This is a genomic window from Ilumatobacter nonamiensis YM16-303, from assembly GCF_000350145.1.
GTDB lineage: Bacteria > Actinomycetota > Acidimicrobiia > Acidimicrobiales > Ilumatobacteraceae > Ilumatobacter_A > Ilumatobacter_A nonamiensis.
Genome location: NZ_BAOL01000143.1, coordinates 1 through 1,340 on the forward strand (window position 1 = coordinate 1; position 1,340 = coordinate 1,340).

Annotated in this window: 1 protein-coding gene; it reads left to right on the forward strand. The window is 67.1% G+C overall.

Annotated features, from left to right (window positions below; all coding sequences use genetic code 11):
• Nucleotides 1-85 precede the first annotated feature (85 nt).
• Nucleotides 86-1,288, forward strand: coding sequence for an acetyl-CoA C-acetyltransferase (locus ON45_RS13335; protein ID WP_040494486.1), 1,203 nt, complete (start codon nt 86-88; stop codon nt 1,286-1,288).
• Nucleotides 1,289-1,340: the final 52 nt, after the last annotated feature.

Sequence of the window (1,340 nt, forward strand, 5' to 3'; positions counted from 1 at the left end):
CCATCGGGTGTCTGACACCGGATGGCACGGGATGGCACGTCGTCCGGGTTGGGTTGCTTACCCGCCGGTAACTAGCGTGATCGCCATGACCGAAGCAGTGATCGTCGCAACCGCCCGCAGCCCCATCGGGCGTGCCATGAAGGGGTCGCTCGTCGACCTCCGTCCCGACGACATGTCGGCCCAGATCGTTCGAGCGCTGATGGAGAAGGTGCCCGAGGTGCAGGCCTCCGACATCGAGGACCTGATCATGGGTTGCGGTCAGCCTGCTGGCGAGGCCGGATTCAACATCGGCCGGATGGCGGCAGCGCTGGCCGGTCTCGATGACGTTCCCGGTGTCACCGTGAACCGGTACTGCTCGTCGTCGCTCCAGACGATTCGGATGGCCGCCCACGCGATCAAGGCGGGCGAAGGCGACTGCTTCATCTCGGCCGGGGTCGAGGCCGTCAGCCGCTACGGGTCGGGTGCGTCCGACAGCGCCCCGAACCCGATCTTCCAGGAGCCGGGCAAGCGCACCGCGGCACGTGCCGAGGGTGGCCATCCCGACTGGACGCCGCCGGAGTCCGGGATGTCCGACTTCTACATCGCAATGGGTCAGACCGCCGAGAACGTGCGCGAGATCGAAGGCGTCACCCGCGAAGAGATGGACGAGTTCGGTGCCCGTAGCCAGCAGCGTGCGGTCGCCGCTCAGCAGCGTGGCCACTTCGAGAACGAGATCACTCCGTTGACGCTCCCCGACGGCACCGTGGTGTCGGTCGACGACGGACCGCGTGACGGCACGACGGTCGAGAAACTCGCCGGCCTCAAGCCGGTGTTCCGTCCCGACGGAGAGATCACCGCCGGCAACGCCTGTCCGCTCAACGACGGCGCTGCGGCCGTGATGGTCATGAGCGACACGAAGGCGAAGGCGCTCGGTCTGAAGCCGCTCGCACGCATCGTGTCGTCGGGCGTGACCGGCCTCAACCCGGAGATCATGGGTCTCGGCCCGATCGAAGCGAGCCGTCAGGCGATGGCGCGGGCCGGCATGTCGGCCGACGACATCGACCTCGTCGAGATCAACGAGGCGTTCGCCGCTCAGGTGATCCCGTCGGCCAAGCACCTCGGTTTCAGCCTCGACAAGGTCAACGTCAACGGCGGCGCGATCGCCCTCGGGCACCCGTTCGGCATGACGGGTGCGCGCATCATGACGACGCTCATCAACAACCTCCAGAGCGAGGACAAGACGGTCGGCCTCGAAACCATGTGCGTCGGCGGTGGCCAGGGCATGGCCATGATCATCGAACGCCTCTGAGGCGCCGGCTTCCCCGTCTCGTGCCATCGGGTGTCTGACACCCGATGGCACG

Coding starts and splice junctions, on each gene's coding strand:
- ON45_RS13335 (WP_040494486.1), top strand. CDS start 86: ATGACCGAAGCAGTGATCGTCGCAACCGCCCGCAGCCCCATCGGGCGT.